The sequence below is a fragment of the Pseudochrobactrum sp. AO18b genome, assembly GCF_000409565.1.
Taxonomy (GTDB): domain Bacteria; phylum Pseudomonadota; class Alphaproteobacteria; order Rhizobiales; family Rhizobiaceae; genus Pseudochrobactrum; species Pseudochrobactrum saccharolyticum.
In genome coordinates this window covers 1-9,058 of the sequence record NZ_ANNO01000159.1, presented here as the reverse complement: position 1 = coordinate 9,058, position 9,058 = coordinate 1, and the positions used below count along the sequence as shown (strand labels likewise).

The window sequence follows — 9,058 nt, the reverse complement described above, 5'->3', positions numbered from 1 at the left end:
GTGCGCTGATTTGGAGCGGATATAGGCAATCAGATTGCTGATATCTTCCGGTTTTTTCAGCCCGACAAAGATCATTTTATTACCGGGAATAAATTGTTTCGGCGCGGTGAGATAAGAAGTCAACGTGGCTTCATCCCAGACCATGCCTTCTTCACCGGCTTTGATCATGGCCGGAGAATATTTAAACCCTTCAACCGTTGCGGTTTTACGGTCAAGAATATTCACCAGATGCGGGCCGACGCGGTTTTTCTCTTCTTCAATTGTGTGGCAGGCCATGCATTTTGCAAAAACTTTTTTGCCTTTATCAGCGTCACCTTCCGCAAATGCCGGATAGGTTACAGCGAGGCCTGAAAGAAGAGAGAGACCGATAATCATTTTGGCAGACATGCGCATAATTACACCTTGATTAAATCATTGTATCTGCGCTGGATTTTAGCTGAATTTTGCCGCAGCAAGGCTGGTGTTAGCGTCGCTGCGACAAAGCTATACAGGGAGGCTCATGCCAAGCGTTTCATATTTATTTGAAACGGCCGCCGCGCTGCAAAACCTCGATCTTGTAACCGTCTGGATCGGTAATGAAGAAGAAACGGCCGACCAGCACACCATCCGGTTTGAATTCAATCAGCTTGCCCGGATTGAGACCGGCTTGTTCAAGACGGGCATGTTCCGCATCAAGGTCAGACACTGAAACAGCGAGATGGCCGTAGCCGTCACCCAGATTATAGGGTTCAGTGCGGTCTTTGTTGATCGTGAGTTCAAGTTCAAATTCGCTTTCCGCATTGCTCAGGTAAACAAGCGTGAAAGCCTGAAAATCAAGACGGTCTGCAATCTCCAAGCCAAAGGCGGTTTTGTAGAATGCAAGGGAGCGGGCTTCATCAAGCACGCGGATCATGGAGTGGATGTTTTTTGCCATAGGAGCACCGGTTATGAGAGTTTGGAACAGGCTTTCTTGCAGATTCTGCCCTGTTTGTCCCGTTTAACGGCCAGCTCAATGCCGCAGAATAAAGCTATATAAGATAATTCGCATGACTTCATGCCAATGCGTGACAAAGTAGACGGCTGCGCATGATTGGAAAGAGCGGCTGAAAACGCTATGACATTTGCGAAAGACGGGTTGCTTGCGGCGCGATGCAACCGGCAAATGCGGAGAGAATTGCGTGATACCATTCCTGCAGGCAGACGTTCTGGCAAAACCGGAGCCGTTGGATTTTTACGATGCGTTGCGGCTGAGCAGCTTTGGCGGTGATATTGAATTCAGCGCGGCCACGACCACCGTTTATGCAACCGACAACTCCGTTTATCAGGTGCGTCCGCAAGGTGTGATTTATCCGCGTGGATTTGAGGATTTGCAGCAGATTGCGCAGCTTCTCCAAAGGCAAGAATTCCGGCATCTGAAAATGGCGATGCGCGGTGGCGGCACCGGCACCAATGGCCAATCGCTGACCGACGGTGTTGTGGTCGATACCTCACGCTATATGAACCGTATTCTCTCGATTGATCCGGAAAAGCGCATTGCCCGTGTGCAGAGCGGTGTGGTCAAAGATCAGCTCAACAAAGCGCTGAAACCCTATGGCCTGTTTTTTGCGCCGGAGCTTTCTACGTCTAACCGCGCCACAATCGGCGGTATGATCAATACCGATGCCTGCGGGCAGGGCTCGTGCCTTTATGGCAAAACCTCCAATCATGTTCTGGGCTTACGTGCCGTTTTGATGGATGGCAGTGAGCTGAACACCAGACCGGTTTCAAAAGGCGAGCTACAAGACTTACAAAAGCCGGATACCCGCAGTGGTGCAATCTACCGACTGATTGATGAGATCGAGCGCGACAATCGCGATCTGATCGATCAGACCTTCCCAAAGCTCAACCGCTTTCTGACCGGTTATGATCTGGCACATTTACGCGAGAGCGACGGCGGGCTTAATCTCAATTCTCTGCTTTGCGGAGCTGAAGGAACATTGGCGCTGATCGCTGAGGCCGATCTCAATCTGCTGCCGATCCCGCGTTTCGCTGCACTGATCAATATCCGCTATGATGATTTCAATACTGCACTGCGCGATGCTCGTTTCCTCACCGGATTGCAGGTAGCATCGGTTGAGACCGTGGACGCTAAGGTGCTATCGCTGGCGCGTGGCGATATTATCTGGAGCCGCATTGCCGATTATTTCCCTTCAGAAGAGGGCAAGCGCACAGACGGGATCAACATTGCCGAAGTGCTGGCCGACAGCGCTGACGAACTGGTAGAGAAAATCCGTTTTGTCAGCCAGTCTCTAGCGGATTCTCCGCAAAGCGGCCGTCACGGTTTTACCACCACAGAAAAGCCGGATGATATTGAAGCGATTTGGACAATGCGCAAACGCGCAGTTGGTTTGCTCGGCAATGTCGAAGGTGCACGCCGTCCGGTAGCATTTGTGGAAGACACGGCTGTGCCGCCGGAAAATCTGGCCGATTATATCCTTGAATTTCGTGCGCTTCTCGATAGTGAGGGGCTGGATTACGGCATGTTCGGCCATGTCGATGCCGGTGTGCTGCATGTGCGTCCCGCGCTTGATCTGTCTGACCCCGCACAGGAAGTCATGATCCGCCGTATCTCTGATGCGGTGGTGGCTCTGACGCTGAAATATGGCGGCGTTTTGTGGGGCGAGCACGGTAAGGGTGTGCGCTCGGAATATGTACCGGAATTTTTTGGCCCGCTTTATCCGCAATTGCAGCGTATCAAGGCGGCTTTCGATCCTTATAATCAGCTCAATGCCGGTAAGATTGCCACGCCGGATGATCAGCCGCTGACAAAGATTGATGAACTGGCCTTTCGTGGTCAGAAAGACCGCATCATCCCTGCGGATGTACGCAATGCTTATGATAATGCACCTTATTGCAACGGCAACGGCGCCTGTTTTGATTTCAACACAGATTCCGCGATGTGCCCGTCTTTTAAAGGCAGCGGCGACCGGCGCTATTCTCCGAAAGGTCGTGCTTCGCTGATCCGCGAATGGTTACGTCTGCTGAGCGAAAAGGGTATTGATCCGCGCCGCTCGGCACAGGCGCTGCGGGATAAACCGCTGTGGAGCGGTTTACTTGGCCGCATCGGCAACAGTCTCGGTTCTAAAAATCGCGATGACTTTTCCCATCAGGTGCGCGATGCAATGGATACCTGCCTTGCCTGTAAGGCTTGCGCAGGGCAGTGTCCGGTCAAGGTCAATGTTCCGGCCTTCCGCTCCAAATTCCTTGAGCTTTATTACAGCCGTTATTTGCGCCCACTGAAAGATCCGCTGATTGCCTCAATCGAACATATGATGCCGCTGGTTGCCAAAACCGGCAGGCTTTATAATGGTGTGATGGGCAGTGGTCTTGGCCGCTGGGGTATGAAACAGGTTGGCCTCACAGCCCTGCCGTCACTGAGCGATGTGAGCCTGACTAAAGAACTGCGCGCCCGCAATATCCAGATGGCGGATGCAAATGTGCTGAACAACCTGAGTACAGAGCAGAAAGCCAAAGCGGTTATTCTGGTGCAGGACAGCTTCACGAGTTTCTTCGATACACAATTGCTGCTGGATGTGCTGGATCTGCTGAAGGCGCTTGGCTTCACACCTTATCTGGCCGAGCTTAAGCCAAATGGTAAAGCGCAGCATGTGCATGGCTATCTGAAGTCTTTCACCCGCACGGCACGCAATACCAGTCTGTATTTCAACAGCCTTGCCAAAAGCGGTGTGCCGCTGGTCGGGCTTGATCCGTCGATGACGCTGACCTATCGCAGTGAATATCGCTCGGCGCTGCCGAATGAAACCGTGCCGGATGTGAAGCTGCCGCAGGAATGGCTGGCGCAGCATCTGGGGCAGATTGCATCCGATATTAAGCCGTCGCTCGAGCGTGCCGCACAGAACTATATGCTGCTGCCGCATTGTACTGAGAAGACCAATGCCACGCCGACAATTGCGGCTTGGGCAGCGATCTTCAAACATTTCGGCATCAATATGGTGATTGGCGAAAGCGGTTGTTGCGGTATGGCCGGTACTTTCGGCCATGAATTGCGCAATCGCGCACTGTCAGAAAATATCTATGATTTGAGCTGGCGACAGAAAATGCAAACCCATGGGCGCGAACAAATTGTTATGGCCACAGGTTTTTCCTGTCGTTCACAGGTTGAGATCATGGAAAAGACGCAAATTCAGCATCCTTTGCAGGTTCTGAAGCAGTTAATCGCTTCCTGATCTTAAAGCTTGCAAACGGGTGCTATGAGCTCAAAACGTAGAAAATATCTGATAGCACTATTGCTGGTGGCCATAGCTTTGCCGGCATCAGCCTATGGCTATACGAAAGTGCTGGGGCGTGTCGGCTCCGGCACTGCACCGGCCATGGCCGCTGTTGAGCAGCAGGCGGATAAAATCATCGTGCGCAAAACCGCCCGTGAAATGCAATTACTGCGCGGTGATGAGGTCTTACGCACCTATCGCATTGCATTGGGAGGCGTACCGGAAGGTCATAAATTACAGGAAGGCGACCAGAAAACTCCTGTCGGCGATTATGTGATCGACTGGCGCAATCCGCGTTCCATGGCACATCTCAGTCTGCATATTTCCTATCCCAATGAGCAGGATGCAGCCAAAGCCAAAGAGGCGAATGTATCTCCGGGTGGCAATATTATGATCCATGGTCTGCCGAATGGCTGGGGTGCTCTCGGAGCGATCCATCATCTCTGGGACTGGACAGATGGCTGTGTGGCGGTGACAAACAGCGAAATGCAGGAGATCTGGTCGCTGGTGCCGAATGGTACGCCGATCTCTCTTTATGAATAACGGGCGCTGAAATCCGCTTTTGAAAAAGCAATCATGTTCAAAATATGCCTTTTTTCGGCTGAAAATCGGATTCCCCCCTTGAAGCAATCGTAACAATGATTAATTAGAATGCATCTGTAGTATGAAGGCTGCGGGAAATTCGGCTGGTGAGAGGCACTGGCATCCGCCTTGCAACTGTTTTATACAGCTGGGTCAATCATTACGGAGCTAACACGGTACCGGGCCCCTCTGGCGAGAGTTTACGGCGCTCTCGTGATGTCGGTACTGCCGCAAATATAGCCGGCGGACATGTGATCATGAAAAATTCTTTCATGTTTTCTGCGGAAGGTCATCAGGCCGATTCCGCTTTTAACTTTTGTTCTTATATTGATAATGCGTATCGTACAGACCGGTCTCCGGCCACTAAGGAGATCGTGAAATGAGCACGCCTGCATCTCAGAAAACTGTTCTCAGCTATTTTACCTGGGCATTTATTGTCACCGTCGTCGGTCTGGCGCTTGGTGCATGGCTCGGCTGGCAGTCCACCGGCACAATCGGTGGTATGGCCTCGATCTTTTTTATCTGTACGGTTCTGGCCGTGCTGGAAATCTCGCTGTCCTTTGATAATGCGGTGGTGAATGCCAATAAGCTGAAAGATATGACGCCGGAATGGCAGCATCGCTTTCTGACCTGGGGTATCATCATTGCCGTTTTCGGTATGCGTATTGTTTTCCCGTTGCTGGTTGTGGTGATTGCTGCCGGTATCGGTCCGATTGAAGCGATCGTTCTGGCTGCTGCGAAACCTGAAGAATATGCGCGTATCATGACTGATGCGCATCTGCCGATTGCCGCTTTCGGCGGTACCTTCCTGTTGATGGTGGGACTGACCTATTTCTTCAATTCCGACAAGGATGTGCATTGGTTCGGTCCGCTCGAGCGTCCGATGGCGCGTCTGGCTGAAATCAAAGGGGTTGAAGTTGCAATCGTTCTGATCCTGCTTCTGACCTTCTCGTCCATTCTTGGTGAAGTTGAAGGTACAACTTTCCTCTATTCCGGCATTTATGGTCTCCTGACCTTCCTTGCTGTGGAAGTGGTTGGCGGTATTCTTGATGCTTCGCAGAAAACGCTGAACGCTGCGGCACAGGGCGGTTTTGGTGCTTTCCTTTACCTCGAAGTGCTGGATGCCAGCTTCTCCTTCGACGGTGTGATCGGTGCTTTCGCGCTGTCGCAGAATCTGTTCGTAATCGCGATCGGTCTGGGTATCGGTGCGATGTATGTGCGTTCCATGACCATTATGCTGGTCGAAAAAGGCACATTGAGCGAATACCGCTATCTGGAACATGGTGCATTCTATGCGATCCTGATCCTGTCGGTGGTGATGTATTTCCAGACACTCGTGCATATTCCGGAAGTGATTACCGGTCTTGGCGGTGCGGTGTTGATCGGTATCGCGTTCTGGGCATCGGTTCGTCATAACCGCCGCGAAGAACATGCAGAAGCAAAAGCTGAAGCTGTAGCAGCCGAATAAGCTGCTTCATCACCTTCACACAATTATGAGCCGCCGGATCACTCCGGCGGCTTTATTATTTTGCATGATTGCAAAGCTGCGATTATTGCTCATTGATGAGAAACAGCATGCACGGACAGCAAGAACGGAAGACGGCAATGGAAACAGGCGGACAGAATATGAGTGATAAACAAGCTGTTTCTGTGAGCATTGATGCTGCTAAGCCGCCGGTACAGCATGGTCTGTGGCGCTCCTATATGCTGATTTTTCTGCCAATGCTGCTGTCCAATATTTTGCAGGCGGCTTCCGGCACGCTGAACGGTATTTTTGTCGGCCGCATGATGGGCGTTGATGCGCTGGCGGCAATGTCCGCCTTTGCTCCGGTGTTCTTTTTGTTTCTCGGGCTGATTATCGGTCTCGGTGCCGGTGCCACCGTGCTGATCGGTCAGGCATGGGGCGCGCGGGATATGGTCAAGCTACATGGCATTGCGGGTAGTGCGGTGGCAATGGTGATGACTGTGTCTGTTACCGTTGCAATAATGGGCGGATTATTTGCCACGCAGCTGATGTCATTTCTTGGCACGCCGCAGGCCGTGCTGAACGAATCCGCCCATTATGCCCGCATCATGATGATGGGCATGCCGGTGATTTTTTTGCTCTGGCTGATGAGCAATATGAGCCGTGGCGTGGGTGATGCGGTCAGTCCGCTCTGGGCGCTCGTGATTGCCACATCTGTTGCCATGGTGCTGACACCGCTCTTCATTGAAGGCTGGCTGGGTTTTCCGCAGCTTGAGGTGATGAGTGCAGCCGTTTCCACTGTGATTGCTTCCGCTGTGGCACTGGTCTGGCTGATCTGGCACTGGAACCGGCGCAATCATCCTATGGCATTTTCACGCAGTTTTCTGGCTCTGATCCGCTTTAACAGCACCTATTGTAAAACCATTTTGCGCGTTGGCCTGCCGACAGCCTTGCAGATGCTGACCATTGCTTTTGCCGAGATCGTGCTGCTGGGGCTGGTCAATGGTCATGGTACGCAGGCGACAGCCGCCTATGGCGCAATTGTGCAGACATTGGGCTGGGTGCAGTTTCCGGCCATCTCTATCGGTATTACCGCCTCAATTCTGGCCGCACAGGCGGTCGGGGCAGGGCGCAACGAACAGGTGCATAAGATTGTGATTGCCGGATTGCAGCTGAACTGGCTGGTCACGGGCTCCTGTGTGGCGCTGGCCTATTTGCTGTCCGGCTATATTACCAGTGCATTTCTGACCGAGCAGGGAGTTGCCGATTTGGCGGCGCATTTGCTGCATATCGTGCTTTGGACGATTGTATTATTTGGTATGAGCAGTGTGTTTATGAGCTCTATGCGGGCAAGCGGGGCGATTTATGCACCGACTGTTTTGACTATGAGCGCTATCTTACTGGTGGAAATTCCGGCAGCTTATTTGTTCAATCAATGGATCGGCATTGACGGAATTTGGTGGGCTTATTCACTGACCTTCGCCACGATGCTGTGCCTGCAATCGGGCTATTATTATTTCATTTTCAGTAAGCGGCAGATCGTGAAGTTGATTTAGAAAAATAAAAAAGCCGGCAATGCCGGCTTTTTTATTGTTATTTCACATTGGCGGCAAGACCGGAAAGAACACCCATCCAGCCGACAGCTTCCGCAACATTTGCACAATCAAAGCTGATGGTTGTGGCGTCCGTGCGCTTGGCACAAGGGATGATCGCCATCTGATCGGCCAGCAGCGGCGAATTCATGATGAACTCTGCATGGATGCGGCCGGTAAACGGTTTCCAGACTTTCAGTTCGCTTTTACGTTCAACGGCCTTTTTCGCCAGATCACGGATCATCACACGGGCATTCTGTACGGAGATCTGACGCGCTGCACGGTTGCCCAGGGCTGTTTTGACGGTGGCAAATTCAGCCTCAGGGAAGAACGGGCGGTTTTCCTGCTCGGTCTGATCATCGCCACTAATCAGTGCCACCGGCACACCGAGTTCACCGGCATAGGCACCATAAAAGCCGGGTTCGCCGACAATCTGACCATTGAGTTTAATGGTGCGGAAGGCAAAGCCGTTGGTGGTATGGGCAAGCACGCCATATTGCGCGGCACTGGCATGATGGCCGGTGAAGAACAACAGGTCAAAACTTTCATCCAGACCGGCAGCCATATTGAATTTTTTGGGGCGACCAAGGATCAGCTCTGCTGCCGGATGCAGCATTTCCGGAATAATATTGACCATCGGACCGTGGGAGTCATTGACCAGAATATAGTCTGCTCCGCCCGCCAGTGCACCTTCAATGGCGGCGTTGACTTCCTCTGTCATCAGGCGGCGCGCCCGTTCATATTCCGGATTGCCTGGCTGACCTTGCTGCGATGTTACAACACCGGCCACACCTTCAATATCCGCACAAATATAGACTCTCATATTTCCCCTCCGGTAATCATGATTGATTCCGTAATTCCGAGGCTACCTTGACAAAAAAGCCCCGCAGCTTCAACCGAAGCGCGGGGCTTAAATGTTCTGAAATATAAGATAAATCAGCTAAAGTCGGCAGGATTAATGCCGAGGGTGCGCAGGTCTTTTTCATGCGGACGACGACGGCCTTCAACAGCAGCAGCTGCGGAAGCTGCGGCACCGAAAACAGCCAGTGCGCGGCTGATGAAATTACGGGAATGCTTTGTACGTTCTGTCATCTTGCTTCTCCGTGTTTGGGGCTTTGTCTTTTTGCAAAGCCGTAATCTGATACTCCAAAGATGGGATCACCAAGCCGTTT

Annotated in this window: 8 protein-coding genes; 4 read left to right on the top strand and 4 right to left on the bottom strand. The window is 52.0% G+C overall.

All coding sequences use genetic code 11. The features are described 5' to 3' along the window. A partial coding sequence (locus A918_RS0106720) for a c-type cytochrome (RefSeq protein ID WP_022710321.1) occupies nt 1-393 on the bottom strand: 393 nt, incomplete at its 3' end. Between the two features lie 124 nt (nt 394-517). Beyond that, nucleotides 518-913: a VOC family protein gene (locus A918_RS0106715; protein ID WP_022710320.1), complete on the bottom strand. Its 396-nt coding sequence runs from the start codon at nt 911-913 to the stop codon at nt 518-520. A gap of 244 nt (nt 914-1,157) precedes the next feature. On the opposite strand from A918_RS0106715, the gene A918_RS0106710 reads away from it, so the two are divergent. From A918_RS0106710 to A918_RS0106690, 4 genes are all read left to right on the top strand, one after another. Then, a complete protein-coding gene (locus A918_RS0106710) occupies nt 1,158-4,205 on the top strand; it encodes an FAD-binding and (Fe-S)-binding domain-containing protein (RefSeq protein WP_022710319.1) in 3,048 nt (1,015 codons plus the stop codon). Nucleotides 4,206-4,229: 24 nt separating this feature from the next. Continuing rightward, nucleotides 4,230-4,790, top strand: a complete 561-nt coding sequence (locus A918_RS0106705) for a murein L,D-transpeptidase family protein (protein WP_022710318.1) — start codon at nt 4,230-4,232, stop codon at nt 4,788-4,790. 418 nt (nt 4,791-5,208) lie between these two features. After that, a complete protein-coding gene (locus tag A918_RS0106695; protein WP_022710316.1) occupies nt 5,209-6,297 on the top strand; it encodes a DUF475 domain-containing protein in 1,089 nt (362 codons plus the stop codon). Nucleotides 6,298-6,455: 158 nt separating this feature from the next. Next, nucleotides 6,456-7,850: an MATE family efflux transporter gene (locus A918_RS0106690; protein ID WP_198013275.1), complete on the top strand. Its 1,395-nt coding sequence runs from the start codon at nt 6,456-6,458 to the stop codon at nt 7,848-7,850. 37 nt (nt 7,851-7,887) lie between these two features. Here A918_RS0106690 and A918_RS0106685 read toward each other — a convergent pair whose 3' ends face one another. Both A918_RS0106685 and A918_RS21995 read right to left on the bottom strand, forming a co-directional pair. Then, entirely contained in the window at nt 7,888-8,709 is an 822-nt protein-coding gene (locus tag A918_RS0106685; protein ID WP_022710314.1) for a M55 family metallopeptidase, read from the bottom strand. A 113-nt stretch (nt 8,710-8,822) separates the two neighbouring features. Then, a complete protein-coding gene (locus A918_RS21995) occupies nt 8,823-8,978 on the bottom strand; it encodes a hypothetical protein (protein WP_022710313.1) in 156 nt (51 codons plus the stop codon). Between the last annotated feature and the right edge of the window lie 80 nt (nt 8,979-9,058).